The organism is Halorubrum tropicale, assembly GCF_001280455.1.
GTDB classification, from domain to species: domain Archaea; phylum Halobacteriota; class Halobacteria; order Halobacteriales; family Haloferacaceae; genus Halorubrum; species Halorubrum tropicale.
The window spans coordinates 179664-205820 of record NZ_LIST01000002.1; the positions used below are offsets into that span (position 1 = coordinate 179664).

The 26157-nt window shown below is 71.4% G+C and carries 21 protein-coding genes; 10 read left to right on the top strand and 11 right to left on the bottom strand.

Annotation, left to right across the window (positions count from 1 at the left end; all coding sequences use genetic code 11):
* Nucleotides 1–83 precede the first annotated feature (83 nt).
* The 5 genes from AMR74_RS06055 (at nt 84) to AMR74_RS06075 (ending at nt 7072) form a co-directional block, all read left to right on the top strand.
* Nucleotides 84–1616: a phosphomannomutase gene (locus AMR74_RS06055; RefSeq protein WP_053771164.1), complete on the top strand. Its 1533-nt coding sequence runs from the start codon at nt 84–86 to the stop codon at nt 1614–1616.
* 205 nt (nt 1617–1821) lie between these two features.
* Nucleotides 1822–2991 carry a BMP family lipoprotein gene (locus AMR74_RS06060; protein WP_053771165.1) on the top strand — a complete coding sequence of 390 codons (1170 nt, stop codon included), beginning with the start codon at nt 1822–1824 and terminating at the stop codon, nt 2989–2991.
* Nucleotides 2992–3124: 133 nt separating this feature from the next.
* Nucleotides 3125–4747 (top strand): ABC transporter ATP-binding protein, encoded by a 1623-nt coding sequence (locus AMR74_RS06065; protein ID WP_053771166.1) that lies wholly within the window; start codon nt 3125–3127, stop codon nt 4745–4747.
* Nucleotides 4744–5988: an ABC transporter permease gene (locus AMR74_RS06070; protein ID WP_053771167.1), complete on the top strand. Its 1245-nt coding sequence runs from the start codon at nt 4744–4746 to the stop codon at nt 5986–5988. The genes AMR74_RS06065 and AMR74_RS06070 overlap by 4 nt, the downstream gene beginning before the upstream one ends.
* Nucleotides 5981–7072, top strand: a complete 1092-nt coding sequence (locus AMR74_RS06075; protein ID WP_082356856.1) for an ABC transporter permease — start codon at nt 5981–5983, stop codon at nt 7070–7072. Before AMR74_RS06070 ends, AMR74_RS06075 begins: the two co-directional genes overlap by 8 nt.
* A 34-nt stretch (nt 7073–7106) precedes the next feature.
* Here the strand turns inward: AMR74_RS06075 and fer are convergent, their stop codons facing one another.
* Complete coding sequence (gene fer, locus AMR74_RS19785; RefSeq protein WP_053771168.1) at nt 7107–7907, bottom strand: ferredoxin Fer; 801 nt, start codon at nt 7905–7907, stop codon at nt 7107–7109.
* A 156-nt stretch (nt 7908–8063) separates the two neighbouring features.
* Between fer and AMR74_RS06085 the strand changes: the two genes are divergently transcribed.
* Together AMR74_RS06085 and AMR74_RS06090 are read left to right on the top strand one after the other, a co-directional pair.
* The gene (locus tag AMR74_RS06085; protein WP_053771169.1) at nt 8064–9434 is read left to right on the top strand and encodes a geranylgeranyl reductase family protein; all 1371 of its coding nucleotides are present in this window, start codon (nt 8064–8066) and stop codon (nt 9432–9434) included.
* A 3-nt stretch (nt 9435–9437) separates the two neighbouring features.
* Nucleotides 9438–9899, top strand: a complete 462-nt coding sequence (locus tag AMR74_RS06090; RefSeq protein WP_053771170.1) for a Rieske (2Fe-2S) protein — start codon at nt 9438–9440, stop codon at nt 9897–9899.
* Nucleotides 9900–9929: 30 nt separating this feature from the next.
* On the opposite strand, the gene AMR74_RS06095 is transcribed toward AMR74_RS06090, so the two are convergent.
* Nucleotides 9930–11210, bottom strand: coding sequence for an amidohydrolase (locus AMR74_RS06095; protein WP_053771171.1), 1281 nt, complete (start codon nt 11208–11210; stop codon nt 9930–9932).
* 83 nt (nt 11211–11293) lie between these two features.
* Nucleotides 11294–11791, bottom strand: coding sequence for a pyridoxamine 5'-phosphate oxidase family protein (locus tag AMR74_RS06100; protein WP_053771172.1), 498 nt, complete (start codon nt 11789–11791; stop codon nt 11294–11296).
* A 120-nt stretch (nt 11792–11911) separates the two neighbouring features.
* Here AMR74_RS06100 and arcS point away from each other — a divergent pair, with 120 nt between their 5' ends.
* On the top strand, nt 11912–13714 hold the full coding sequence (gene arcS / locus AMR74_RS06105; RefSeq protein WP_053771173.1) for an archaeosine synthase subunit alpha: 1803 nt from the start codon (nt 11912–11914) through the stop codon (nt 13712–13714).
* Between the two features lie 146 nt (nt 13715–13860).
* On the opposite strand, the gene AMR74_RS06110 is transcribed toward arcS, so the two are convergent.
* Nucleotides 13861–15471 carry a SufS family cysteine desulfurase gene (locus AMR74_RS06110; RefSeq protein WP_053771174.1) on the bottom strand — a complete coding sequence of 537 codons (1611 nt, stop codon included), beginning with the start codon at nt 15469–15471 and terminating at the stop codon, nt 13861–13863.
* Nucleotides 15472–15511: 40 nt separating this feature from the next.
* Here AMR74_RS06110 and AMR74_RS06115 point away from each other — a divergent pair, with 40 nt between their 5' ends.
* The gene (locus AMR74_RS06115; RefSeq protein ID WP_053771175.1) at nt 15512–16153 is read left to right on the top strand and encodes a type 1 glutamine amidotransferase; all 642 of its coding nucleotides are present in this window, start codon (nt 15512–15514) and stop codon (nt 16151–16153) included.
* A gap of 63 nt (nt 16154–16216) precedes the next feature.
* Here the strand turns inward: AMR74_RS06115 and AMR74_RS06120 are convergent, their stop codons facing one another.
* From AMR74_RS06120 to AMR74_RS06145, 6 genes are all read right to left on the bottom strand, one after another.
* Nucleotides 16217–16642: a universal stress protein gene (locus tag AMR74_RS06120; RefSeq protein WP_053771176.1), complete on the bottom strand. Its 426-nt coding sequence runs from the start codon at nt 16640–16642 to the stop codon at nt 16217–16219.
* 223 nt (nt 16643–16865) lie between these two features.
* Nucleotides 16866–17150, bottom strand: a complete 285-nt coding sequence (locus AMR74_RS06125) for a hypothetical protein (protein ID WP_053771177.1) — start codon at nt 17148–17150, stop codon at nt 16866–16868.
* Nucleotides 17151–17336: 186 nt separating this feature from the next.
* Nucleotides 17337–18941, bottom strand: a complete 1605-nt coding sequence (locus AMR74_RS06130; RefSeq protein ID WP_053771178.1) for an MATE family efflux transporter — start codon at nt 18939–18941, stop codon at nt 17337–17339.
* A 98-nt stretch (nt 18942–19039) separates the two neighbouring features.
* Nucleotides 19040–19480 carry an EamA family transporter gene (locus tag AMR74_RS06135; protein ID WP_053771179.1) on the bottom strand — a complete coding sequence of 147 codons (441 nt, stop codon included), beginning with the start codon at nt 19478–19480 and terminating at the stop codon, nt 19040–19042.
* Between the two features lie 30 nt (nt 19481–19510).
* The gene (locus AMR74_RS06140) at nt 19511–21301 is read right to left on the bottom strand and encodes a histidine kinase N-terminal 7TM domain-containing protein (protein ID WP_053771180.1); all 1791 of its coding nucleotides are present in this window, start codon (nt 21299–21301) and stop codon (nt 19511–19513) included.
* Between the two features lie 98 nt (nt 21302–21399).
* Nucleotides 21400–22365, bottom strand: coding sequence for a UbiA family prenyltransferase (locus AMR74_RS06145; RefSeq protein WP_053771181.1), 966 nt, complete (start codon nt 22363–22365; stop codon nt 21400–21402).
* Between the two features lie 178 nt (nt 22366–22543).
* Here AMR74_RS06145 and AMR74_RS06150 point away from each other — a divergent pair, with 178 nt between their 5' ends.
* Complete coding sequence (locus AMR74_RS06150; RefSeq protein WP_053771182.1) at nt 22544–23311, top strand: VOC family protein; 768 nt, start codon at nt 22544–22546, stop codon at nt 23309–23311.
* 75 nt (nt 23312–23386) lie between these two features.
* Here the strand turns inward: AMR74_RS06150 and AMR74_RS06155 are convergent, their stop codons facing one another.
* Nucleotides 23387–26098, bottom strand: a complete 2712-nt coding sequence (locus AMR74_RS06155; RefSeq protein WP_053771183.1) for a hybrid sensor histidine kinase/response regulator — start codon at nt 26096–26098, stop codon at nt 23387–23389.
* Nucleotides 26099–26157: the final 59 nt, after the last annotated feature.

The following is a 26157-nucleotide window of genomic DNA, read 5'->3' on the forward strand; positions in this document are numbered from 1 at the left end:
ACTCGCGGCGGGTCGACCCCCGGCGGGCCGACCTCGCGCCCGCAACCGACGCCTACTAACTCCCGGGCGCCGACGGGGTCGACATGGACCTGTTCGGAACCGCAGGCATACGCGGCGGCGTTGAGGACCGTGTCACGCCGGCGCTCGCGCTCGCCGTCGGGCGAGCCGTGGCCGCCGAGATACGCAGCCGAGCCGAGGGGTCGTCCGCGGGGTCGACCCCCGAGTCGACGGTCGTGCTCGCCCGAGACGGGCGAGTTACCGGCCCGGCGCTCGCCGCGGCGATGGAGGCCGGGCTGTCGGCGGGCGGCGTCGACGTGCGCCGCGCCGGGCGACTCCCGACGCCGGCGCTCGCGTACGCCTCGCGCGGCCGCTACGGCGTGATGCTCACCGCGTCGCACAACCCGCCGACAGACAACGGGATCAAGCTGTTCCGCGACGGCGTCGAGTTCGACCGCGACGCGGAGCGCGCCGTCGAGGCGCGGGTCGCCGACGAGGCGGCGGTCGCCCCGTGGGACGACTGGACCGAGGCGGTCCGGACCGACCCGCTCGGGGACTACCTCGACGCCGTGCGCGAGTACGCCGCGGGGTTCGGCGCGCCCCTCGACGGGCTCCGCGTCGCGGTCGACTGCGGCAACGGGATGAGCGCGCCCGCGACGCCGGCCGTCCTCCGCGAGCTGGGCGCCGACGTGGTCACGCTCAACGGCAACGTCGACGGGCACTTCCCCGGCCGCGGGAGCAAGCCGACCCCCGAGACGCTGGCCGACCTGCGGGCCTTCGTCGCCGACGCCAACGAGGGCCTCGAGAACCCGGGGAGACCGACGCCCGGCGAGTCCGGCGAGGGCGGCGGATCGGGGAAGACCGAAGGGTTCGCCTTCGGGATCGGTCACGACGGCGACGCAGACCGGATCGTGATCGTCGACGCGGACGGCGAGGTCGTCCACGAGGACACGGTCCTCGCGCTCCTCGCGGAGCGGTACACCCGCGCGAGCGACGCGGCGGACCCCGTCGTCGTGACGACGCCGAACGCCTCGGGGCGCATCGACGAGCGCGTCCGCGAGGCCGGCGGCCGGGTCGAGCGCGTGCGCCTCGGCGCCCTCCACGAGGGGATCGCAGCCGTACGGGAGGAGGCGAGCACTGCCGGCGCGGTCGGCGAGGCGGGCGCGGTCGGCGAGGCGGGGGCCGCCGGAGAGGTCGGCGTCGACACGCGCGTCGTCTTCGCGGCCGAGCCGTGGAAGCACATCCACGTCGCCTTCGGCGGGTGGATCGACGGCGTCACCTCCGCGGCGGTGATCGCCCGCCTCGTCGCCGACGAGGGGCTCAACGCGCTCCGAGCGCCGATCACGGAGCGCCCGTACCGGAAGGTGAGCGTCTCGTGTCCCGACGACGCGAAGGGCGACGTGATGGACCGCTTAGAGACGGCGCTGCCGGAGGCGTTCCCCGAGGCCGCGGTCGACACCGACCACGGGGTCCGGCTGGAGTTCGACGACGCCTCGTGGACGCTGGTCCGCCCCTCCGGGACGGAGCCGTACGTCCGGGTGTACGCCGAGAGCGACGAGGTCGACGCGCTGGTCGCCGAGGTCGAGGGCGTCGTCGAGGACGCGGTCGCGGCGGCCTGAGCCCTCCCGTGGCCGGGAGCGCTCCCGATCGAGTCCCGGTGACGGCGGGCCGTTTACGACCGTGAGAGATTCGGGTTCGTGGATCGAACCCGTCGATACCGGGGTCGGTTCCGTCGGGTTCGCTTCGAACGTCCGCACGAACGTGTGACAGCCGCGGCAGGGGAACGACGAATTTATGCCCCGTTCCGACGGGATCAGTAGTGAGATGGCATCCGACTTCGAACGGCGGCGGTTCATCAAGGCGGCAAGCGCGGCGGGCCTGATCGGCCTCGCCGGATGTAGCGGCGGTCCGAGCGACGACGAAAGTTCGGACGGCTCGGACGGGTCCGACGGTTCGGACGGATCCGACGGCTCGGACGGGTCTGACGGTTCGGACGGATCCGATGGGTCCGACGGCTCCGACGGCGGGAGCGGTCCGGCGGCGAACATCGGGATGGTGTACGCGACCGGCGGCCTCGGCGACGGGTCGTTCAACGACCAGGCCCAGCAGGGCGCGATCGAGGCCGAGGAGGACTTGGGAATCTCCTTCCGCGAGGCCCAGCCCGACGAGGTGGCGCAGTTCAGCACCTTCCAGCAGCAGTTCGCGAACTCCAGCGACCCGGACTACGACCTGGTGTGCTGTATCGGGTTCCTCCAGGCGGACTCGCTCGCCGACACCGCGTCGTCGTACCCCGACCAGGACTTCATGATCGTCGACTCGGTCGTCGACGCGGACAACGTCGCGAGCTACACCTTCCGGGAGCACGAGGGGTCGTACCTCGCGGGGCTGATGGCGAGCCTACTCACGACGCGCTCGTTCTCGGCCGGCGCCGGTTCCACCCAGGGCGACTCGACGAACCTCGGGTTCGTCGGCGGCGTCGAGTCGGACCTGATCCAGAAGTTCCAGGCCGGCTTCGAGGCGGGCGTCTCGGCGGGCAACGACGACGTCGACGTCAGCGTCAACTACACGGGCAGCTTCAACGACCCGGCCGCGGGCCGCGAGGCGGCCACCTCGATGTACAACAGCGGCGCGGACATCGTCTACCACGCCGCGGGTAACACCGGTACCGGCGTCTTCCAAGCCGCCCAGGAGCAGGGGAAGTTCGCGATCGGCGTCGACCGCGACCAGTCGGTCACGCGCCCGGACTACGCCGACGTCATCCTCGGCAGCATGGTCAAGCGCGTCGACACCGCGGTCTACAACGCGATCGAGGCGACCGTCGACGAGGAGTTCCCCGGCGGCTCGAACGTCGCCCTCGGGCTCGGCAACGACGGCGTCGCGCTCGTCTACGGCGACCAGCTCGGCTCCGAAATCCCCGACGAGGTCACCGAGGAGGTCGCGACCGCACGCGAGAACATCATCGCCGGCGACATCGACGTTCCCTCCGAGCTGTAGGCGTCCATCGACAGGGGTCACCCGCGCGCCGCCGCACCGGATATTGTCGGCGCTCCGACCGATCGGCGCGCCGCGGGGACCGAATCATATCCAAACATATTCAGCCACCCTCGAATCAGAGGGAAGTAGACCAATGGCCACAGCCGTCCACCTCGACGGGATAACCAAGCGGTTCCCCGGCGTCGTCGCGAACGACGACGTCGACCTCGAGGTCGAACGCGGCACCGTCCACGCCCTTCTCGGTGAGAACGGGGCCGGGAAGACGACGCTGATGAACGTCCTTTACGGCCTCTACGAGCCGACGTCGGGAACGGTTCGGCTCGACGGCGAACCGCAGGCGTTCGACTCGCCGCGGGACGCGATCGACGCCGGGGTCGGGATGATCCACCAGCACTTCATGCTGGTCGACCCGATGACCGTCACCGAGAACATCACGCTCGGGAGCGAGCCGCGGAAGTGGGGCGGGCTCGCCGTCGACCGGGAGGCGGCCCGAGAGGCCGTGGCCGACCTCGCCGACCGGTACGGCTTCGACGTGGACCCGGACGCGCGGATCGAGGACGTCTCGGTCGGGGAGCAACAGCGCGTCGAGATCCTGAAAGCGCTGTACCGGGGCGCCGAGACGCTCATACTCGACGAGCCCACCGCCGTGTTGACGCCGCAGGAGGTCGACGAGCTGTTCGAGGTGTTAGCGGAGCTGACGGCGCAGGGCAAGACGATCATCTTCATCACCCACAAGCTCGGCGAGGCGATGCGCGCGGCCGACGAGATATCGGTCCTCCGGGACGGCCGGAAGGTCGGGACCGTCGCCGCGGACGCGACCAGCCAGGAGGAGCTGGCGGAGCTGATGGTCGGCCGCGAGGTGCTCATGGACGTCGACCGCGGAGCCGCGGAGACCGGGGACGTCGTCGCGTCTGTCTCTGACGTCGTCGTCGAGGACGACCGCGGGGTCCGAGCGGTCGACGGCGTCTCCTTCGACGTTCGCGGCGGCGAGGTGTTCGGGATCGCGGGCGTGGACGGCAACGGACAGACGGAGCTGGTCGAGGCGGTGACCGGGCTCCAGTCGGTCGACGCGGGCGAGGTCCGCTTCCTGGGCGAGGACGTGACGACCGTGTCGCGGCGCGACCGGATCGACGCCGGAATGGCGTACGTCCCCGAGGACCGGCAGGAGCGCGGGCTGGTGATGGAGTTCGACCTCGTCGAGAACGGGCTGTTGGGGAGCCAGCACGACCCCGACTTCGCCGCCAACGGCCGCGTCGACTGGCCGACGACGCGCCAGCACGCGGAGGCGATCATCGACGAGTACGACGTCCGCCCGCCGGACGCCGACGCGGACGCGGAGTCGCTCTCGGGCGGCAACCAACAGAAGTTCATCGTCGGCCGGGAGTTCGAGCGCGACCCGGAGCTGGTCGTCGCCTCGCACCCGACGCGCGGCGTCGACATCGGCTCGATCGAGTTCATCCACGAGCGGCTGCTGGAGCTCCGCCGCCAGGGCGTGGCGGTCCTCCTCGTCTCCTCGAAGCTGGAGGAGGTCCAGGGGCTCTCCGACCGGCTGGCGGTCATCTACGAGGGGGAGTTCATCGACGTGGTCGACCCCGACGAGACGACCGAAGAGGAGCTCGGGCTCCTGATGGCCGGGGAGCGACCGGGCGAGCGCGCCAACGGCGACCCGGACCCCTCGTCGCCGCCCGACGGATCGGGCGCGGCGGACGACGGGGCGGCGGCCGACGCGGTCGATCCGGCAGGTGACCGGGCGTGAGCGTCGCCGACCGCGCCCGCAACGTGCTCTCCCGGCTCGCCACGGCGTCCGGGACCGAACGGATCCTGATCAGCACCGCCGCGCTCGTGCTCTCCGTGCTCATCGGCGCGGTGCTCGTGCTCGTCGCCGGACGCATGACGACGTGTACCGCCGGCGAGGCGGTGTACTACTTCGGGACCGGGTTCTGTTACGACCCGATAGCGGTGTTCGACCGCCTCTTCCTCGGCGCGCTGGGCGACCCCTTCAGCGGCGGGTGGTCGCCGAACGGGCAGTTCGCGGTCACGCTCCGCGAGACGACGCTCCTGATCTTCACCGGCCTCTCGGTCGCCTTAGCGTTCCGCGCCGGGATCTTCAACATCGGGACGCAGGGGCAGCTCGTCGTCGGGGCGCTGGCGACCGCGCTCGGCGTCCTCTGGGCGTCGTCGCTCGTGTCGGGCGTCGTCGGGACGATCGTGTTGATCCCGTTCGGCCTGCTGGTCGGGGCGGTGTTCGGCGGGCTCTACGGCGCGATCCCCGGCCTGCTGAAGGCGTACGCCGACGCCAACGAGGTCATCACGACGATCATGCTCAACTTCATCGCGACCGGCGTCGCGCTGTACCTGGTCAGCGGCGTGTTCAAAGACCCCGAGAGCGCCGCCAACCAGACGGTTCCACTCCCGGAGTTCGCGCAGTTCCCGGCGGTGCTGTTCGGCGCGAGACAGGACTTCTCGCTGGTCGCGCTCGCGTTCGGGCTCCTCGCGCTCGGCGCGCTGTACTACCTCCTCGAACACACGGCGTTCGGGTACGACGTCCGGACGAGCGGCGTCCAGCCGGAGGCGGCCGAGTACGGCGGGGTCGACGCCGAGCGCACCGTCGTCGCGAGCCTCACGCTCTCGGGCGCGCTCGGCGGGATCGCCGGCGCGATGTACGTGATGATGGTGCTCGGCACGTTCCAGACCGGGATCCCCTCGTACGGCTTCGACGGGATCACCGTCTCGATCCTCGCGGGCAACAACCCCCTGGGCGTCGGGATCGCCGCGCTGCTGTTCGGCGTGCTGAAGAGCGGGACGACGGTCGTCCAGTTCGCGACGGACGTGCCGCCGCAGCTGGTCGGCGTCCTCCGGGGACTCATCATCCTGTTCGTGGCCATGCCGGAGTTCTTCCGGCTGCTCGCCCGCGGGCTCCCGGGGATCGGCCGAGGGCCGGAGTCGGCCGCGACCGACGGCGGCGTGCCGGTCGACGGGGGTGAGACCGATGAGTGACGCCCCCGAGGACGGGTCGACGAGCGGTCCGGTCGCCGATTCGGGATCGATCCTGGAGCGGTACTCGACACGCGCGCTCGTCGCCGCCGTCACGGTCGTCGGGATCGTCGCGCTGCTGCTCGCCGGACTGGCCTTCCCGGACTCGATCGCCGGGACGCTCGCGGACGCGCTCACGAGCCGGTTCACGCTCGCGTCGGCGCTGCGCCTCTCGGTCCCGATCGCGTTCGCGGCCCTCGGCGGGATCTTCGCCGAGAAGTCCGGCGTGATCAACATCGGACTGGAGGGGCTGTTGATCATCTCGGCGTTCAGCGCCATCTACGTCGCCGACATCACCGGCGGGGTCTGGGTCGGCTACGCGGGCGGCGTCGTCGCGAGCACGCTGCTGGCGGCGCTGTTCGCCGTCGTGACGATCGGCTTCCGGGCCGACCAGATCATCGCCGGGCTCGCGGTGTGGCTCATCGCGCTCGGGCTCGCTCCGTTCGCCTCTCAGGTGTTCTACGGGAGCCCGAACTCCCCGACCGTCGCGACGACGGGGTCGATCTCGGTGCCGGTCCTCGCCGACATCCCGTTCTTCGGCGCGCTGTTCTCGGCGTCGCCGTCGGTGTACATGCTGTTCGTCGCCGTCGCCGGGTCCTGGTACGTGTTCGAGCGGACGGCGTTCGGCCGGTGGATCCGCGCCAGCGGGGAGAACCCGAAGGCGCTCGACACCGCCGGCGTGAGCGTCACGCGAGTCCGCTACGCCGCGGTGCTGATCTCGGGGGTGCTCGCCGGGATGGGCGGCGCGGCGCTGTCGCTCGACCTCGGCCAGTTCACCGGGAACGGCCCGACGATGGTCAACGGGAAGGGGTTCATCGCCATCGTCGCGTACCTGTTCGGCAACTACAACCCGGTCGGGACGTTCTTCTCGACGATGCTGTTCGCCGGGCTGGACGCGCTCCAGACCGTCCTCCAGACCCAGGGGATCGGCGTCCCCCGCCAGCTCATCCGGATCACGCCGTTCGTGGTCGTCATCCTCGTGCTCGCCTTGGTCGGCCGGACGCGGCTCCCGGAGGCGGCGGGCGAACACTACGAGACCGAGGAGTAATCGGCGGCGCTCGGGACGCCCCCGCTCCGCCGCGTCAGTCCGACGCCCCCGCCTCGTCGGCCGGCGACGGCAGCCGCAGGTCGGCGAAGTCGTCCGCGTCGCCGACGCCGGTGACGACCTTGACCTCGTCGGTGATCGGGACGCCGACGCAGGAGAGGCGGGCGTTCGCCGCCCGGATCTGCTCGTCCGAGAGGATCGACTGCCCCGGCATCGCCACGTCGCCCTCGACGACGATCACGGCGCAGTTCGAACAGGCGCCGCCGCGGCAGGCGTACGGCCACGATCGGCCGCCGCGCTCCGCCGCCTCGAGGATCGACTCGCCGGGCTCGACGAGGAAGCGCCCGTACTCCGGGAGGTCGAGGTCGGCCTCGGCGGCCTTCGCGAACAGGTCGTCGTCGTCGATCGACCACCCGCGCTCGTCGACGACGGCCCTGTCGAGGTGGTAGACGGTCGAGGGCGTCCCGCTCCGGACCGGCTCGACCGACCCCTCGGCGTACCGGCGGACCACGTCGGCCGCCTCCGGGACCGGCTTCTCGTCGAGGGCGTCGAACCACTCGCGGACGGTCGCGGGCGCGAGGTTCGACTCGTCGGCGACCGCCTCGAGGTCGACCCCTTCGAGGCGGGCGACGGTCGAGACGAAGCCCGGCGAGTCGAGGGCTTCGACCGTCTCCGCGACCCACTCCTCCGAGCGGCCGTACCACGATGCCAGCTCCGCCGTGCCTATCCCCCGGTCGTACGCGACGGCGACCATCAGCGCCGCGGTCGCCTCCGACGACCGGACTTCCGAGAGCCACGCGCGGAGGCGGTCGGCGTCGACCTGATCGAGGTGACCCATATCACGAACCTCGGTCTGCGGCCCGTTAAACGGTGAGCCTGAACAGTTAGGCTCCGCGCCGTCCGCATCGCGACGCGGCCCTCGCGAAATCCGTCGCCTCCGACGCGACCGAAACGGGAGCAAAGAGTTTTGCCGGGCGCACGACACGGTCCGGTAATGGGTATCGACGAGTACGACGTCGTCGTGGCGGGCGCCGGGACCGCCGGCTGCTACGCCGCCGCGACGATCGCGAACGAGGGGCTCGACGTCGTCATCGTCGAGCGGAAGGACGCTGAGGAGGCCGGCCACATCGCCTGCGGCGACGCCCTGAAGGGCGCGGACGCCTTCCCCGAGGCGATCCCGAAAGCGCGGCTCGAACCCGCGTTCACGAACACCGGCGTCGACCACGGGCGCTTCGAGATCCCGCAGGAGGACACGATCCTCGAGATCCCGGTCCCCGGCGAGCTCGCCGTCATCGACCGCTGGGAGTACGGCCGTCAGATCATCGCCGGCGCCGAGGACGCGGGCGTCGACTTCCACTACGACACCGTCATCAACGACGTGCTCCAAGACGAGACGGGCCGCGTCACGGGCATTCACGCGGTGCGAGAGGGGGAGCCGGAGACGTACACGGCGGACGTCGTGATCGACGGCGCCGGGTCGCTCTCGCTGCTCCAGGACAAGGCCGACTTCGAGGGGACGACCTTCGACACGAACGTCCGGTACTCGCAGTTCTGCTCGGCGTACCGCGAGATCGTCGACGTGCCGGAGCCGGTCGAGTGGGACGACGCCCTCGTGTTCAAGGCGACCGACCGCGCGGCGGGCTACCTCTGGTACTTCCCGCGGACGGCGACGGAGATCAACGCCGGGCTCGGCTTCCAGATGACCGAGGAGCCGATGCAGCTCGTCGAGTCGCTGAAGCGGGACCTCCGGGACCGCCCCGAGTTCGAGGGCGCGGAGGTGCGCGACAAGCTCGGCGCCGCGCTCCCGACCCGCCGGCCGTACGACTCGGCGGTCGCGCCCGGCTACATGGCGGTCGGCGACGCCGCGGGCCACGTGAACCCGACGACCGGCGGCGGCATCGCCGGCGCGGCGTACGCGGGCAAGTACGCCGGCGAGCAGGCGGTGAAGGCGGTCTCCGACGGCGACGTGAGCGAGGAGAACCTCTGGCGGTACAACACCCGCGTGATGGACCACTTCGGCGGGCGCTACGCCGGCCTCGACGTGTACAACGTCCTCTCGACCGCGGTCGACGTGGACGACCTGATGGGCCTCCTCGCGTCGCTGCCCGGCGAGAAGCTCGCGGAGGCGTTGTACGAGGGGTCGACCTCGATGTCATTCGGGCTGAAGGTGAAGGCCGCGATCAAGTCGTTCGGCTACTGGGGGACGATCCGGAACTTCTACCAGACGAAGTCGCTGGCCGACGAGCTGATCGGCCACTACGACGAGTACCCGACGAGCCCGGCCGCGATGGCGAACTGGACCCGCGAGCGCGACGCCATCATGGACCGCGTGTACGAGACGACCGGCGCCGACGCGAAGTACTGAGGCGTGAGCGGCTACCGACTCACGGCCGTCGAGACGGTCTTGGAGGAGGGGTCGTGGGCGTTCACGGCCCGCGAGGGCGACGCGGACCGCGAGGTGGTCCTCGTGCCCTGTGCCGACGAGTCGGACGGCTGGGGAGACGAGGTGGACTCCGGCGGCGGACAGCCCGTCCGCGCGTGGATCAACCGCTGTACCCACGAGGCCCAGCGGCTCCACCGCGAGGGGGTGGGCGCCGTGACGCGCGGCGGATCGGTCGTCTGCCCGAAGCACGGCTCGGCGTTCGACGCCTGCGAGGGCTCCTGCGACAACGGCGAGGCCGCCGGGACGACGCTCCGGTCGATCGATATCGAGGTCCGCGACGGCGCGGTGTTCCTCACCGACGACGACCTCACGTACCTCTACGAGGGGTTGCCGGACGACGACGGCGACGCCGACGGGCCGGCGTCGAGTTCGCACCTCACGTTCTGATCGCCGTCGCCTTCCGCCGACTTCGGCTCGTTACGGTCGCGTCTCGGCGACCCGCCGGACCGCGCCGGCGATGACGTCGATACCGATCCCGATGTCGTCCTCGACCACGTCGAAGTCGCTCGTGTGGTGGCCGCCGGGGTGATCGGTGCCGACGCCGAGGTAGCAGGCGAGCCCGCCCTGCTCCTGGACGCGGTTCATGAGGTAGGTGGCGTCCTCGGAGCCGCCGAGGTCGTCGCTTTCGACGATGCTCGTGACGCCCGCGACGTCGCCCGCGGACTCGCGGACGAGGCCGGCGAGCGCGTCGTCGCTCGTCGCGCTCGGCGCCTCGCCGAGCGTGGACACCGCGACCTCGCAGTCGTGCATCTCCGCGGCCGAGCCGAGGATCCGGTCCGCGTGGTCAGACATGTACTCCGCGAGCTCCGTCGTCTGCCCCCGAAGCTCGCCCTCGATGTGCGACTCCTCGGGGATGATGTTCGTCGCGGTACCGCCCCCGACGAGCCCCGCGTTCACCCGCGTGGGGCCGTCGGCGTGCCGCGGGATGGCGTAGAGGTTCTGGACCGCGGCCGCCATCGCCTGGACCGTGTTCCGGCCCTGCTCGGGGCGCGCGCCGGCGTGGGCCGGCTCGCCGGAGAACTCCGCGAGGAAGTGCCGCACCGCGAGGAACCCCTCGACGCCGCAGACGACCTCGCCGGAGGGGTGATCGAGGCCGACGTGGACCGCGTAGAGGTAGTCCACGTCGTCGAGGTGGCCCGACTCGGCCATCGGCTTGCCGCCGGCGACCTGCTCTTCGCCCGGCTGGAAGAACACCTTCAGCGTGCCAGAGAAGTCGGAGTCGAGGACCGCGTCGAGCGCGCCGAGCCCCATCGTCGCGTGGGCGTCGTGACCGCAGGCGTGCATGAACCCCTCGTGCTCGGAGCGGAACCCCTCGCCGGCCGGGACGTGGTCGCCGGCCTCCGACTCCGTGATCGGGAGCCCGTCGATGTCGACGCGGAGGCCGACCACGGGGCCGTCGCCGCGCTCGGCGACCGCGACGCAGCCGGTGTAACCGCCCGAGAGCTCGTCGAGAATCTCCGGGTCGGCGCCCGCCTCGCGGGCCTGGTCCTCCCACTCGGCCAGCGTCTCGTCGTCCGGGACGTTCAGGCGCTCCTCGCCCGCCAGCGCGTCGGGGCCGACGTGGAGCGCCGTCAGGTCCCGCTCGCGGAGTGCCTCGACGATGCGGGCGGTGGTGTAGAACTCGCGCCACGCTGGCTCCGGGTGGCGGTGGAGGTCGCGGCGGAACGCGCGGTACTCGTCGCTGTCGAGAGCGCTCATACCGTCGGGTGGCCCGGCGACCGCTTAAACGATCGCCTCGCGGAGAGCGACGCGGGCCGCGCCGCCGACCGCTCGCGGTCGCCTCACTCCCCCCCGGTCTCCATGCGCTCCGAGTAGTCCCAGGCGTGGAGCCGCTCGGGCTCGATCCGGATCTCGACCTCGTCGCGCTCGGGCCGCAGGAGCCGCTCGGCGGTCGGGTTGTCGGTCCCGCCGAGGTACCTCGTCAGGAGCGACCGCAGCAGCCGCTTGTCCTCGTCCGGGACGACCGTCGCCCGACCGCGGCCGCGGACCCCCTTGTACGGCGGGTCGTTCGTCGACACGTCGAAGGAGACGTGGTCGTCGTGCTCGACGAACTCGACGAGGTCGGCGCTCTCGCTCGTCGCGCAGCGGATCGCGCCGGCGGGGGGTCCGGAGCCGCCGTCTCCGTCGGGATCGGCCCCCGCGTCCGGGTCCCACGCGAACCACAGCGAGACGATCCACGGGCGGTCGCTCGGCGTGCGGCAGCCGAGCCGGACCGGGACGCGCGCGGCGGCGAGGTACTCGTCGACGCGGTCGCGGTCCCACGGGCCGGTCGGATCCATACCGATCGCTCGGTCCCGGACCGCCTAACAGTTGCGGCGGGGCTCCGAGGCGGATGGCCCGTGGGGGCCGCGGCGCCCGCGGAACACAAGAGAATTGACCGTCCCCGCGCGAGTGGTGGTATGACCGAGTACTTCGAGGTCCACGAGCGCGACGGCGCCGCCCGCCTCGGGGCGGTCCGCCTCGCCGACCCCGTCACGACGCCGGCGCTCGCGGACCCGTTCCTCGACGACGCCGGGAGCCTCTGGGCCGGCGACCGCGAGGTGCCCGACGGCGACGAGTCCGCGCTCACGGTGCTGCCCCACCGGTCGTTCCCGGCCGGGACGCGCGACGAGGTCCGCGAGTCGTTCGCGGTCGACCACCCAGACGCGGACTTCCCCTCTGCCGCGGTCGTCGACAGCCGGAGCGCCCGCGACCTCGGCGCCGACGCGTACCTCCTCTCGGACGCCCAGGGGTTCGTCGGCCACGGCGAGGCGTTCCGCGACGCGGTCGTCCGGGCGAAGGCGGACCTGCCGCCGGACGCCGCGCTCGGCCTCGCCGGCGTCGCCACGCCGCGGAACGTCGCGCTGCTCGCGTACGCCGGCGTCGACCTCGTCGACGCGACGCTCGCCCGGACGAAGGGCACCCAGGGGATGTACCTCACCGCCGACGCGGAGCACTTCCTCGAGGACCTCGACGAACTGCCGTGCGCCTGTCCGGCCTGCGCCGGACCGCGGAGCGAGTTCACGCGCGCCGACTGCGCCGACCACAACGTCAACGCGCTCCGCGCGGAACTCCGTCGCGTCCGCGAGCGGATCCGTAGCGGCCGCCTCCGCGACTACGTCGAGGGGCAGGCCCGCCACGAGGGGTGGCTCACGGCCGCGTTCCGCGAGTTCGACGACCAGTGGGGGTACCTGGAGGAACGCACGCCCCTCATGCGCGACGCCGAGGTGACCGCGGCGTCGGCGGAGACGCTCGACCGCGTCGAGATCCGCAGATTCGCGGACCGCGTCACGAGCCGCTACCGCAACCGCTTCACCGACCAGCCGCTCGTCTTGGTCCCCTGCTCGGCGACGAAGCCGTACAGCGACTCCCAGAGCCACCGCCAGTTCCACGACGCGATCCAGTGGCGCGGCCACACCGTCTCGATGACCTCGCCCATCGGCGTGGTCCCGCAGGAGCTGGAGACGACCTACCCCGCGCAACACTACGACTCGGTCGTCACCGGCGACTGGAGCGAAGACGAGATCGAGTTCGTCGCCGAGGTCCTCCGGCGGTACCTCGAACGCAACGACTACTCCCGCGTCGTCGCGCACGTCCCCGCGGACGGCTACCGCGAGATCTGCGAGCGCGTCGAGCGCGACCCCGCGGTCGACGTGCCGTTCGAGTACACCTGCGTCGACCACCCGACGACCGACGAGTCACTCGGGGAGTTGAACGCCGCCCTCCGGGGCGAGCCCGCCTACAGCAAGCGGGAGCGCGAGCACAACACCGTCCGCGGCATCGCCGACTTCCTCCTCGGCGACGGCGCGGGCGACGACCTGTTCGGCGGGCCGGGCGAGGCCGACGTGCGCACCACCGGGCGCTACCCGAAGCTCCAGGTGTGGGGCGACGACCCCGACGCCGGCCGCGAGGGCGAGCCCGGCGAGCAGCTGGCGACGATGGTGCCCCAGTACGGCACCCTGTCGTTCACCCTCGCCGGCGCGCGGCGCTGGGTCGCGAGCGACGCGCCGACGAAGCGCGTCGAGATCGACTCCTTCGTCCCGCGCGGCTCCGTCCTCGCGCCGGGCGTCGTCGACGCCGACGGCGACGTACGGGTGGGCGACGAGGTCGTGGTGGAGGGACCGAAGGCGTTCGCCGTCGGCCGCGCGGCGATGTCCGGCCCGGAGATGGCGGGGTCGACGCGCGGGGTCGCGGTCGAGGTGCGACACGCCGAGGAGAAGTGAGCCACCGCCGAGGAGGCCGTTCGCCCCGGTCGTCCGAGCGCCGCGCTCGTCGCGGAGCCGCGCGCTCGTCGCGGAGCCGCGCGCTCGTCCCGTCCCGAGGTGGACGCCGAGCGCCGCGGTGACCGCTCACGCGCGGTGAAGACCGCTTACGCCCCGTGTTGCTCGACGTACTCGCGGGCCGCCTCGCGGATGACCTCCTCGGGGCCCTCGACGCACTCGCGGCGGAGGTCGGGGTACTGCCCGTCGAGCGCGCGGGCGACGTGCCCGTCGAGTTCGGCGACGGCCTCGACCGCCATGCCCTCCAGGTCCTCCGAGAGGAGGCTGGCGACGGCCCGGCTGACCGCACAGCTCCGGCTCTCGAAGGCGATCTCCTCGATGCGCCCGTCGGCGACCGTCACGTGGAACTCGCCGTCGTCGCCGCAGGTCGTCTCCTCCGAGGGCTTCACGAACGTCGGGTCGGCGAGCGCGCCCGCGTTGCGGGGGCGGTGGTAGTGCTCGCTGATGCGGTCGTGGTAGCGGTCGGAGGCGAGGTACGCGTCCAGGTCCTCGCGGGCCGAGTCGACGACCTCGAGGAGGCGGTCCACGTCCGCGCGGGTGTTGTACACGTAGAAGGACGCGCGGGCGGAGCCGGGGATGTCGAGCCGGTCGTGGAGCGGCTGCGTACAGTGGTCACCGGCGCGGATGGCGATCCCGCGGTCGTTGAGGAGGCTGGAGAGGTCGTGCCCGTGGACGCCCTCGACGTTGAACGAGACGAGGCCGGTGCGCTCCTCGCCGACGCCGGGGCCGTACGCGCGGACGAACTCCCGGTCCGCGAGCTCCCGGAGCAGGTACTGCGCGAGGTCGTTCTCGTGCTCGCGGACGGCGTCCATGCCGAGCTCGGCGAGGTAGTCGACGGCCGCGCCGAGCGCGATGCCCTCCGCGATCGGGGGCGTTCCGGCCTCGAACTTCCAGGGCAGCCCGTTCCACGTGGAGTCGGTGAGCGTCACGTTCCGGATCATCTCCCCGCCGAAGAGGAACGGGTCGAGGTCCTCCAGCAGCTCCCGCTTCCCGTACAGCCCCCCGATCCCCGTCGGGCCGGCGAGCTTGTGTCCGCTGAACGCGAAGAAGTCCGCGTCCATCGCGCCCACGTCGACGGGGCGCGTCGGCGCGGACTGGGCGCCGTCGACGACCGCGTACGCGCCGTGGTCGTGCGCGAGGGCGGCGAGGTCCGCGACGGGGTTGACCGTCCCGAGCACGTTCGAGACGTGGGGGACGCAGACGACCGCCGTGTCGTCGGTGACGATGTCGCGGGCGGCGTCCGCGTCGAGGTGGCCGTCGGCCGTGACCGGGACGTGGCGGACGGTCGCGCCCGTGCGCTTGGCGATTTGCTGCCAGGTGACGAGCGAGGCGTGGTGGTCCATCTCCGTCGCGACGATCTCGTCGCCCTCGTCGAGGTGCCGGCCGAGGCCGTACGCGACGAGGTTGATGCTCTCGGTGGTGTTCTTGGTGAAGACGATCTCCTCGCGGCCGTCGGCGCCGAGGAAGTCGGCGACGCGGTCGTGCGCCCGTTCGTAGGCGACCGAGGCCTCGTGGCTCAGCTCGTGGATCCCGCGGTGGACGTTCGCGTTGTACCCCGCGTAGAACTCCTCGAAGACCTCGTACACCTGGCGGGGGGTGTGCGTGGTCGCGGCGTTGTCGAGGTAGGTGAGCGGATGACCGTTCACGCGGCGGTCGAGGACGGGGAAGTCCGCACGTACCGCTTCGGCATCGAAACCCATGTCACTACCGAGAGATCAGTTCTTCATAAATTGATCGCAGATGATACTGGTACTCAATAACGCGGTCGACGGGGGCTACATGGCCGACGAGATCGCTCACTTCCTGCCCGACGCCCGCGTGTACGAGTACCCGCACGAGGACGGCGACCCGAGCCTCGACGGCGTGGACGGCGTCGTCATCGGCGGGAGCGAGGTCGGCGTCTACGACGAGCCCGACCAGCCGTGGATCACTGCTCAGAAGCGGTTCGCGCGCCGACTCGTCGAGGAGGGGGTCCCGACGCTCGGCATCTGTTTCGGCCACCAGATCCTGAACGCCGCGCTCGGCGGCGAGGTCGTCGACAGCGGGACCTCTCGGCTCCGACTCTGCGACGCCGACCTCGACGCCGACGAACCGCTGTTCGACGGCGTCGAACCGACCGTGCCGGTGCTCCACTCCGACGTGGTGACGGAGCTCGGCGACGGGATGGACGTCATCGGCCGCGCGGACTACTACGAGTACTTCGCCACCCGCCACCGCGACCGGCCGGTCTGGTCGGTCCAGTACCACCCCGAGTTCACCCCCCGGATCGTCGACGAGTACGACGGCTGGGAGGCGACCGACCGCTCCTTCGAGGACGTCACCGCCACCCGAACGCTCGCCAACTTCGCGGCGCTCGCGGACTCGTCCGCGGGCGACTCGTAGCGGCCGCGTGCCTGCGTTCGAAGGGGCGGCGGGGGGCCGTTCGAGAGCCGCGCCGGTCGCGCGTCACGCGCGTCGGTCCGGGAACACCATCACGGGGACGTCCGCCGCTCTGATGAGGTGACCGCCGGGGTCACCGGTGATCGTTCGTTTCCAATCGTCGATGTCCCTCGGAGTGAAGGCGACGAGCGTCGCGTCGGTCATGCCGATCGCGTCGACGAGCGCCGCGGCGACCTCTCGCGCCTCGAGCGTCACCCACTCGAAGCTGAGATCGTCACGGTAGAGAATGTCGAAGAACGTATCGTAGGTGGCCCCCGCGAACTCGTCTCGTCCGGTCTTGATCGTCGTCTCGTCGCCCTCACCCGGGGTCACGTGCGTCACGATGAGCGTCGTCCCCGGGTCGAGATGCGGCCGAACCGCCCGCGCCGTGGCCTCGGCGTCGTCCGGGCCCGCGATCGGTATCAGGATCCGCTCGAATAGCTCGTCGTTCACGAGCGTCCCCTCCGAGGGCGCGACCAAAAGCGTATGGGGCGCCCCCGGGTACCGTCCCCGTGTTCGGACCGCCGGACGGCCGGCGGCGTCGAACGCCCGCACGGAGCGACCCGACGCGGCCGCCCCGTCGGTCACACCGGGAACCCCGCCGGTCGGGGGCCGCGGAACCCGGCCCGAGACCGTTCGCCGGCGGCGCTCCCGGACGCTCTCTCCCGAAGATCGTTCACTCGTCGGCGGCGTCCTCCGTGCCGGCGCGTTCAGAGGTCTCCGCTCCCTCCGCGTCCGCGAGGAGCAGTCCGGTCCCGCCCGCGGCGATCATGCCCACGCCGACCGCGCGCAACTGCCGGAGGTACGCCGGCTTCGCGTCGAGTTCGTCGGCGTTGTGGAAGTTCTTCCCGATCATCTTCTTGGTGAGGCGAACGCTCGCCCGTGGGAACAGCGCCGTCACGACTCCCTGCAACAGCACCAGTGCCGACCCGAACAAGCGCGCTTTCTTACAATTGTCCATACCGAACTATCGGTGACGCGGCCGCATAACTATTGTGCCTACCATCCAATACTGGCCTCGGATCGAGCTTCGATCGGAATCTCCCAGCTTCTTACTCCTTAAGTATTGTGTAGGATTCACAATATCAATTCGCTCGAACGGCGCCCGCACGTGACTCGAGGAGCGGCGATCTGCTCGCCGCCCGCCTCAGTCGTCCGCGGCCGCTTCGGGCCGGTACGCCTCGCTGATCGCCTTCCACTTCCCGGAGCGGAACCGCAGGTAGTTGATCGCGGCGGGGATCGTCGTCTCGGCCATGAACGCGAGGTAAAGCCCCCACAGGCCGATCGCGGGCAGGGCCACCTCCGGGAGCGTGAACCCGACGAACGGAATTTCTATCAGCGGGGTCACGAAGCCGACGAGCGGGAGCTCTACCGCCGGGATCGTGAGGACTTCGGGAACCGTTACCGCCGGCGTCGCGTCGTGCGCGCCGACGTACGCGAGGGGGATCGAGACGCAGAACATCCCGAGGAACTGGCTGGCGAAGGGGATCTTCGTGTCGCCTGCGGCGTCGAGGGGGCCGGCCGCTCCGCCGGAGACGCCCTGGAAAATCACCGCCGCGCAGGCCGCGTACACGAGGTCGACGGCGATCGGGATCTCCGGGCTGGTGGGCGACTCGGCGAACAGCGAGACGATGTCGGTCGCGAAGGTCGCGATCAGCACCGCGGAGACGGCATACGTCGCCACCGAGAAGCGGATGATGTCGCGGGCGTACGCCTCCGCCTCGTCGGGGCGCTCGACGCCGAGCTCCTGCCCGACCAGGCTGGAGGAGGCGAGGCCGAATCCCCAGCCGGGCGTGTTCATGATCCCCCAGATGCGGCGGGCGATGACGAACGCCGCGACGGTGTTCTCGCCGAACACGTCGAGGATGGCGAGCATGGGGAACTCGGCTGCGGTCCACACGAGGTTGCGCGCGCCGACCGGGACGCCTATCTCGACGAGGTCGCGGAGCATGCCGGGGTTGACGTACGAGCCGGTCGCGTCGATGGCGACCGGGAACTCGCCGATCAGCGGGGCGCTCCCGCGGACGAGGCCGACGGTGAAGCCGGCGACGGCGAGCACGTTCGAGAGGACGGTGCCGACCGCGGCGCCCTCGACGCCCCAGCCGAGGCCGAAGATGAACAGCGCGCTGAGGACGATGTTGGCGACCGCGCCGCCCGCCCGGACCTGCATCGCGGTGTAGGCGTCGTCGCAGCCGACGAGCACGCGGCTCCCGACGAGGTTGAGCGCGGCGAACGGGACGCCGAGCCCGACCACGCGGAGGTAGTCGGCGCCGTGAGCGATCGCGGCCTCGTTGCTGCTCAGGACGTCGATGAACGCCGGCGCGTACAGCCAGAAGGCGCCGCTGACGGGGACCGTGATCGCGATCACGAGGAGGACGCTCGACCGGACCGCGTCGCCGAGCTCGGCGAACGCCTCGGCGCTGAACCGCTGGGAGACGAGGGCGATGGTGCCGCCGGCGACCCCGCCGCCGAGCGCGAACGCGAGCCCCCAGTAGGGGCCGGCGAAGCCGACGCCGGCGACGGCGCTGGTGCCGACCGCGACGCCGACCATCGCGACGTCGACCGCGTTCTTCGACATCCGCGCGATCCCCGTGACGATCCGCGGCCACGCGAGGTCGGTGGTCCGGACCACGCGGTGGCGGTCGATCAGGCCGACCCGGGCGAGCGCGAAGCCGATGTACAAGATGAGCAGCCGAAACGGGTTCGGAAGGCGGGAGATCAGCTCACGGGGAGAACTCGGGAGGCGAGACACGACGGATGGGCCCGTTTCCCGCTGGCGGCTAAAGGGGTTTCGTCACGCGGCAGGCGGTTCCGGATCGGCGGCGGTCTCGGGCCCGCAGCGGTCCGCGGTCAGGCGCCCGAGACCAGGTAGACGGCCGCGGCGGCGAAGGCGATCCCGAGCCCCTTCCGGGCCGTGAACGACTCGCCGAGGAAGAGGAAGCCGATCACCGACGAGAAGACGAGGAACATCGCGAAGATGGGCGTCACGACGCTCACGGGCCCCAGCGAGAGCGAGCGGTAGAGGGCGAGGATACCGATGCCGAGGAACACGCCCGCCGCGAGGACGTGCGCCAGCTTCGGCGACCCGAGGTGGGCCGTGAACCCCTGTCCGGTGTACGCGATCACGCCGATCGCCATGGCGACGAGCAGCGTGTTCGAGACGACGACGGCGACGTCGCTCGGGATCGCGTTCGGTCCGGTCGTGGCGACGCGCATCAGCGGCGAGACGAGGGCGTACGCGCCCATCGCGAGCAGCGCGTACGGGAGATAGGTCGTGGCCGTAGCGTCCATGTGCCGCGGTCGGCGTCCGGCGTCAAGTGCCTATCGACCCGCGTCCGGCGGCGCCCGCCGCGAGACCGAACCGCCCGCGGCCGACGGGCCGTCGGCGGGCGGCTCCGAGGCCTCGGCCCCTTCGTCTTCGGCCCTCACCGCTGTCCGGTCGAGCGGAACGGCGACCGTCACGAGCGTGCCCGCGGGGTCGCGCTCGTCGAACGAGATCCGGCCGCCGAGGTGGTCGACGCCCCACTTGACGATCCACAGGCCGATTCCGCTACCGTGTCGGAGGGGGGTCTCGGTGCCGCGATCTAAGACGTCGTACTCGGCCGGGTCGATCCCGGGGCCGTCGTCCGCGACGGTGATCTCGACCCACCCGTCCGAGACCGCGGCGTCGACCCGCATCCACGGCGCGTCCGCGTCGTTGTGTTGGAGCGCGTTCGAGCAGAGGTTCTCTAAGACGACCACCAACACCCCTCGGACGGGGACGGTCGGCACGTCCCCGACCTCGGTCCGCGCGTCGGGATCGTCCGCCCGCGCCTCCGCGACGGCCTCGTTGACGACCGTCGGCAGCGGCGTCCACTCCGACTCGTCCGTCGGATCGAACAGCTCGCCGGCGGTCCGAGTGCGCTCGCTGAGGTCCAGCATCCGCTCGGCGCTCTCCGAGATGACGGATAACGCGCGCTCGTCTGTCGGGTCCGAGCGGAGCTGTTCGAGGTACCCCAGGATGAGGTTCGTCTCCGTGCGAACGTCGTGCCGGAAGACGCGGTTGAGTACGTTGAGCCGCTGTTGTTGACCGAGGTACGCCCCCACGTCGTGGTAGGTAATCACCCGCGCAGTGGTGCGGTCGTGGTCGTCGACCACGTCCCTGATCGTCGCCTCGTAGGGCCGCTGCCCGTCGCGCCCGACGACCCGTATCGCCCGCGGCTTGTCCTCCCCGCCGTCGTCGAGTTCGCGGACCGCGTCGTACTTCGGGACGACCGCCGACGCCGGCTCCCCGATGGCCGCGCGGCGGTCGACGCCGAACGTCTCGGCCGCGCTCTCGTTCAGGTCGACGAGGAGCCCCTCCGTCCCGACGACGAAGACGGGGTCGTGGAGCTGCTCGAAGACGAGCTGGCGCGCGCGGCGGCGCGGGGCGGGCGCGAGCGTCAGCAGCCGGAACCGCGAGAGCGCGAGCAGGTACGCGACCCCCGAGACCCCGAACACCAGCGGCGTGGGGTCGAGTCCGGGGACCGGGATCGCGCCAGAGAGGTACGCGACGCTGCCGGCCCACGGCGCCGCGGTCCCGACGAGGAGCGCCGCGCTCTGTCCCCGGAACGGGCGGGCGTCGTCGCGGATCAGCTGGATCAGCGGGACCGATCCGACCGCCCCGAGGAGGTAAGTGTAGCCCGCGATGATGTAGTACAGCGGTCCGGGCACCACTTTGAGGAACGTGCCGACGGCCGTCTCGCGGACGACCCGGTCGGCCGCGAGGAGGTTGCCCGGGTCGCCGGCGGCGGCGACCGCGACGGTGGCCGCGGGCACGACGGACACCATCGCCACGGAGAACGGCGTCACGTAGCGGTCGTAGCCGGTGTACGCCAGCGCGAAGAAGAGCCACCCGACCGGGATGACGACGACGCCGACCCACTGGACGTCGTACCACAGCGCCTTCGCCGGCAGCGTCGTCGCCTCCAGTTCGAAGACGAGGAACGTCGCCCACCAGACCTGCCCGGCGAGCAGCACCGCGAGCCACGTCGCGCCCGGTTCCGGGCGCTCGCGCCACGCCAGGATCGCCGCCGCCAGTCCGACCGCCACCGCCACGAGGAGGACGACGGACAGAGGGCTCAACGCCGCCATAGAATTTTTACGGACATTGTATTTATAACTCATCGGGTTGTGATTATCTATCGAAAAAATCGGGATCTGGGGCCCTCAGCGCCTGAGATTACGCCGCCTCACAGCGCGAACGCGAGGAGGACGACGCCGGCGACGAGGTAGCTGCCGTCCGGGACGACGCCGAGCGCCGTCCCGCCGAGCCTGTCGGCGAGCGCGGTGATGGTCATCGAGACCACGAGACCGACGCCGAGCGCGACGAGGGCCGGCGTCGACGCGGCGCCGGTCGTCGCGGTGACGGCCAGCAGCCCGGCGGCGACGGCGTCGACGCCGAGGAGGATCCGTCGCGTTCCGGCGACCCCGAAGACGACCGGGAGCGTCGCCACGCCCTGCGCCGCGTCGGCGGCGGCGTCCCTGACGTTCGGGACTTCGACGTCCACGAACGAGCGGACGAGGACGTACGCGAACAGCAGGGCGACCGTCCTCGGCCCGACCGAGTCGACGGTGACGCCGGCGAACGCGAGCGGCGCGGCGACGACCGCGACCGCCCAGGCGAGCGCGACCGCCGCGGAGTTGAGGAGGAACACGTCCTTGAGCCGCGGCACCGAGGCCGCGCCGAGCGGCGCGAGGCGGTCGCCGAGGGCGGGGAGCCAGTCGGTTGCGTAGCCGATCCACACCGCGCCCGGGACGAGCGCGAGCGCCAGCGCCGCGGGCCCGGCGCCCGCCGCGAGCGCGACCGCGAGCCCGTAGCTCACGGCGGCGGCGACCATCAGCTGGTCGGCGTAACGGAGCGCGAAGCGGGCGCGCAGCGGCGTCGCGTCGGCGTCGCCCTCCGCGTCGGCGACGTGGTCCGCCGCGTACACGGAGAAGGCGATCAGCCCGACCGCGACCGGCGCGGCGGACCGCTGGACCCCGAGCGCGGCCGTCACGAGCGCCACCTCGACGGCCGCGACGAGCGTGGTGAACGGGGCCCCCGCGGCGAACGCGGCGACCCGGCGCACGGCGCTCGTGTCTGGGGAAGTCACGTGCGAGCGATACTGCGATGTCGTGCCGTCTGCCGTCGACGGCTTCGTCGGTTCGTTTGCCATAGAGCCGTTCGCCGCCGGCCGACGGCGAACGTACGGTATGGGAGATCGAACCGTATCTATCCACCCCGTTCAGCGTTAATAAAATGCGAATTAGACCCGTATCAGGTCCACCGGTCCGGCCCGTCGCGGGGGTTCGGGCTTCAGTACGCTTTTGACCCGAGCGGCCGATTTCCCGCCCATGGACGGAACCTTCGATCACGTGATGATCCGCGTCGAGGACTTAGAGGAGAGCCTCGACTGGTACCGGACGCACCTGAACTACGAGGAGAAGGGCCGCTGGGAGGCCGACACCTTCACGAACGTGTTCCTCGGCCCCGAGGACGTTCACGAGGACGGCGCCCGCTTGGAGCTCACGTACAACCACGACGGCCGCAGCTACGAGATCGGCGACGCTTGGGGCCACATCGCGGTCCGCGTCCCCGAGGACGCGCTCCAGGAGTCGTACGACCAGCTGATGGACGAGGGCGTCGAGGACTACCGCGACCCCGAGTCCTGCGGGAACCGCTACGCGTTCGTGAAGGACCCCGACGGCCACGAGATCGAGATCGTCAAGCGCGACCACGGCGCGAAGTGGAGCATCGACCACACGATGATCCGCGTCGAGGACGCCGACGAGGCGCTGGGCTACTGGACCCGCAAGTTCGAGTACACGGAGTACCCGGGCCGCTGGGAGGCCGACACCTTCTCGAACTACTTCGTGGCGCCCGAGGACGCGGCCGAGGAGGCGATGAAGCTCGAACTCACCTACAACTACGACGGCCGCGAGTACACGATGGGCGACGGCTGGGGCCACGTCGCGGTGCGCGTCGACGACCTCGACGAGGCGTGGGACGACCTCATGACCCGCGAGGCGCCCGACTACCGCGACCCCGCCTCGTGCGACCACAACTACGCGTTCACCAAGGACCAGGACGGCCACGAGGTCGAACTGGTCACGCGGGACTGATCGACGCCGCTCGGCCGGGGTCACACGGGCGCCGCTGCGCCTCTGCTCCCTTTTTCCCGCCCGATTCGAACCGGCTCACTCCTCGAACTCGACACCCGTGATCTCGAACCGCGCGCCGCCGTCCTCGCTCGCTCCCGCCCGCACCGACCAGCCGTGCGCGTCGGCCACCTGCTCGACGATACGCAGCCCGAACCCGGTTCCCGACTGCGAGGTCGTGTGCCCCGCCTCGAAGACGTCTTCCCGGCGGTCGGGGTCGATCCCCGGGCCGTCGTCGGCCACGTAGAAGCCGTCCGGCAGCGTCCCGACCGCGACCGTCACGTCGTCGCCGCCGTGTTCGATCGCGTTCCGCATCAGGTTCTCTAACAGCTGTTTGAGCCGTCCCTCGTCCGCGAGGATCATCCCCTCTGCGCCGGCGCGCAGCGTCGCGTTCCGCGTGTCGACCGTCCGCCAGCAGGAGCCGACGACCCGGCTCAGGTCCACCGGGTCGGGGTCGGTCACGGGGTCGCCCTCGCGGGCGAGCGTGAGCAGGTCGTCGATCAGGGCGGTCATCCGGCCGTGCGCGCGCTCGACGGCCGCGAGGTGGTCGCTGTCGCACTCCTCGCGGGCGAGTTCGGTCCGGCCGCGCGCGACCTCCAGCGGGTTCCGGAGGTCGTGTGACACCACCCCCGCGAACTCCTCTAAGCGGTCGTTCTGTCGCTCCAGTTCCGACGTCCGCTCCGCGAGCCGGTGGGTGCGCGCCTCGGCCTGGAACGCCGTCTCGGCCGCCGTCGCCAGGATTCCGGCGAGGTACTCGTCGACGCCGCCGAACACGCCGGGCTCCGTCTCGCCGACCGATATCGTCCCGTAGTCGCCGATCGGGACGATCAGCAGGCTGCGGAGGTCCGTGTCGGCGTCGAGCGCCTCGGTCTCGCGGATGTCGTCGAACTTCCGGGGCTCGCCGGCGTCGAACGCGCCCCAGTTCAGGCTCCCCCCGTCGGGGGTGTACGTCCGCCGTTCCGGCAGCAGGTCCACCGCCTTCGGCGAGACGGCCATCGGCACCAGTCCGCCGGCGTCCTCGTCGTGGATCCGGACCGTGACGATCGAGAACCCGAGCACGTCGGTGGCGGCTTCGACCGCCCGCTCCGCGATCTCCTTCCGCGAGTCCGCCCGGACGAGGGTCCGAGTCGCGTCGTGGAGCCGCTCCACGCGGCTCTCCCGCTCGATGCGGTCGAACGCCGCCTCGAGGTGGCCGGTGAGGATCTCGGCCACGAGCACGTCGGTGTCGGTGAACTCGTTCGGCTCCGGCGAGGAGACGACGAACAGCCCGTGGTCCCCGATCGGGCGCAACACGAGGCTCTCCGCCGGCGAGGGCTCGTCGAGCGGCTCGTACGCCGACAGCTCGTCGACGACGAGCGACTCGTCGCTCCGGTAGGCGTCCCACGCCATCGCCGCCCGCGTCCCCGGCGGCGCGTCCCGGTCGTACGACGGCTGCTCCTCGAACAGCGCGGGCACCGACTGGCCGAGCGCGACCGGTTCGAGGCGGTCACCCTCCTCGGTGCGGAGGTGGATCCCGCTCAGTCCCGCGTCGATCAGGTCGTCGACCGCGTCCACCGCCAGCTCGGCCGCTTCCTCGGTGGTCCGGGCGTAGTTGAGGTCCCGGGTCCACTCGCGGAGCCGGGCGAGGGTCCGCTCGCGCTCCTTCCGCTCGGAGACGTCCCGCGTGGTGACGACGTATCCCTCGGTGGCGTCCGTCTCGATCCGCTCGCTTCCGACCGATTCGAGCCACCGGTACTCGCCGTCGGCCGTCTCGAACCGGTACTCGGCCGTCGGCGGGCCGCCCTCGGCGTCCAGCTCGCCGAACGCCGCCCTGACCGCCTCCCGGTCCTCCGGGTGGACGTAGTCGAGCGACCGCTCGCCGAGCAGGTCCGACGGGGCGTGGCCGGTCACGCGCTCGCAAGAGGGGCTCAGGTACCGGAACCGCCAGTCGCGCGACAGCACGGCGACCACGTCGCTGGCGTGTTCGATGAACGCCCGGTGGCGGTCGCGGTCGGTGGCGTCGCGGATCACGCCGACGAAGTGTCGCTCGCCGTCCGCGGTGAACTCGCCGTACGACAGCGAGACCGGGACCTCGTGACCGTCGCGGTGGAGCGCGTCGAACCGAACGTCCGACCAGTCGACGCTCCGCTCGCCGGTGGCGAGGTATCGCTCGACCGCGCCGAGGTGGTCGTTCCGGTGCCGGTCGGGCATCAGCGTCGTCAGCGGCTCGCCCTCCAGCTCGCTCGGCTCGTACCCGAACACCGACTCGACGGCCGGGTTCGCGAACTCGATCACGCCGTCGGTGTCGACCGACAGGATCGCGTCCGACGCCCCCTCCGCGACCGCGCGGAACTGACCGACGGCCTCCTCGGCCTCCCGTTCGGCCCGCCGCTTCTCGACGGCCTCGACGACCCTGTTCGCCAGCCGCTCGTACCGCTCCGTGCCGCCGCGCTTCTGGAGGTAGTCGGTGACGCCGGCGGAGATCGCTTCGCTCGCGACCTCCTCGGACCCCCGGCCGGTGAAGAGGATGAACGGGAGGTCCGGGCAGCGCTCGCGGACCGCGGCGAGGAACGCCAGCCCGTCCCGGCCGGGCATCTCGTAGTCCGAGACGACGCACTCGAACTCGCCGTCCGCCAGGGCGTCGAGCCCGGCGTCCGCGTCGGGCGCCGTCTCGACCGCGATCCGGTCCGCCTCGCGCTCTACGTACGAGGCAGTGACCTCTCGCAGGTCCGGGTCGTCGTCGACGAGGAGGACCGGGATGCGGTCGGGCATACGCTCGGAATACTTACCATTCGCGTATAATGGTTTTGCCCGTCCGCGCCTCGGACCCC

Bases quoted from the DNA above. Each gene is read 5' to 3' on its own strand.
- AMR74_RS06055 (WP_053771164.1), top strand. From the start codon at position 84: ATGGACCTGTTCGGAACCGCAGGCATACGCGGCGGCGTTGAGGACCGT.
- AMR74_RS06060 (WP_053771165.1), top strand. From the start codon at position 1,822: ATGGCATCCGACTTCGAACGGCGGCGGTTCATCAAGGCGGCAAGCGCG.
- AMR74_RS06065 (WP_053771166.1), top strand. From the start codon at position 3,125: ATGGCCACAGCCGTCCACCTCGACGGGATAACCAAGCGGTTCCCCGGC.
- AMR74_RS06075 (WP_082356856.1), top strand. From the start codon at position 5,981: ATGAGTGACGCCCCCGAGGACGGGTCGACGAGCGGTCCGGTCGCCGAT.
- fer (WP_053771168.1), bottom strand. From the start codon at position 7,907: ATGGGTCACCTCGATCAGGTCGACGCCGACCGCCTCCGCGCGTGGCTC.
- AMR74_RS06085 (WP_053771169.1), top strand. From the start codon at position 8,064: ATGGGTATCGACGAGTACGACGTCGTCGTGGCGGGCGCCGGGACCGCC.
- AMR74_RS06095 (WP_053771171.1), bottom strand. From the start codon at position 11,210: ATGAGCGCTCTCGACAGCGACGAGTACCGCGCGTTCCGCCGCGACCTC.
- AMR74_RS06100 (WP_053771172.1), bottom strand. From the start codon at position 11,791: ATGGATCCGACCGGCCCGTGGGACCGCGACCGCGTCGACGAGTACCTC.
- arcS (WP_053771173.1), top strand. From the start codon at position 11,912: ATGACCGAGTACTTCGAGGTCCACGAGCGCGACGGCGCCGCCCGCCTC.
- AMR74_RS06110 (WP_053771174.1), bottom strand. From the start codon at position 15,471: ATGGGTTTCGATGCCGAAGCGGTACGTGCGGACTTCCCCGTCCTCGAC.
- AMR74_RS06115 (WP_053771175.1), top strand. From the start codon at position 15,512: ATGATACTGGTACTCAATAACGCGGTCGACGGGGGCTACATGGCCGAC.
- AMR74_RS06125 (WP_053771177.1), bottom strand. From the start codon at position 17,150: ATGGACAATTGTAAGAAAGCGCGCTTGTTCGGGTCGGCACTGGTGCTG.
- AMR74_RS06135 (WP_053771179.1), bottom strand. From the start codon at position 19,480: ATGGACGCTACGGCCACGACCTATCTCCCGTACGCGCTGCTCGCGATG.
- AMR74_RS06140 (WP_053771180.1), bottom strand. From the start codon at position 21,301: ATGGCGGCGTTGAGCCCTCTGTCCGTCGTCCTCCTCGTGGCGGTGGCG.
- AMR74_RS06145 (WP_053771181.1), bottom strand. From the start codon at position 22,365: ATGGCAAACGAACCGACGAAGCCGTCGACGGCAGACGGCACGACATCG.
- AMR74_RS06150 (WP_053771182.1), top strand. From the start codon at position 22,544: ATGGACGGAACCTTCGATCACGTGATGATCCGCGTCGAGGACTTAGAG.
- AMR74_RS06155 (WP_053771183.1), bottom strand. From the start codon at position 26,098: ATGCCCGACCGCATCCCGGTCCTCCTCGTCGACGACGACCCGGACCTG.